1 protein-coding gene and 1 pseudogene are annotated in these 598 nt (G+C 45.7%); one reads left to right on the top strand and one right to left on the bottom strand.

What is annotated here, in order from left to right:
• The coding region (locus J7438_RS26990) for a hypothetical protein (protein WP_209279097.1) at nt 1–196 on the bottom strand (196 nt) is incomplete at its 3' end.
• Between the two features lie 261 nt (nt 197–457).
• Here J7438_RS26990 and J7438_RS26985 point away from each other — a divergent pair.
• Nucleotides 458–598 (top strand): annotated as a pseudogene (locus tag J7438_RS26985) (transposase); the annotation flags it as partial.

The raw sequence follows: 598 nt of genomic DNA, 5'->3' as shown, positions 1-598 counted from the left end.
GCACAAGATCTTCCACTGCTTTGCGGGAATTGAAACCGAGGTGAGGATCTTCCGTTGGAATCAATGATTTCGCAAATGCTTTAGCAACAGCAACGCCATGGCCGAGCCAGGAATGTTCGTTGCCATTTCCTGAACATTGAGAAGCGCTGTCGCAAATTGGTTGCTGAATGGGGTGCTGAGCGGGTTGCTGAATCATAAACAGGGCTCTTAATGTTGTAACGCATAACAGCAAATTAGAGAGCACAAAAAATTACCGGGCACTCTCTTATTCGAAAATGCAGTGTCGTAAAAGTTCCCGGTTCATTTTTTTATTTAAGGGTACGTGCTGAAGGCGTCGTGTTATTTTTACAAATGAATGGCGGTATATATTAGAACGATTGTAAGACCAATGGACATTAGTGAAAAACTTTTTAATCACTATCCAGAGTTTGCATAGAATACGCAGCCAATATCAGCATTTAAAAATGGCCTGGAAATGGCAGCCTGGCTTGGACTGGTACCCAAACAGCAGTCTACCGGTGGCGTACCCACCTTGCCGGGGATCAGTAAACGGGGCGATACCTACCTGCGAACCCTGCTGATACACGGTGGCAGAACC

This window comes from Thalassotalea sp. G20_0 (genome assembly GCF_017744175.1).
In the GTDB taxonomy this organism is placed as follows: Bacteria; Pseudomonadota; Gammaproteobacteria; order Pseudomonadales; family Endozoicomonadaceae; genus Endozoicomonas.
The sequence above is the reverse complement of the archived record's forward strand: the minus strand, read 5'-3'. Positions and strand labels throughout refer to the sequence as shown.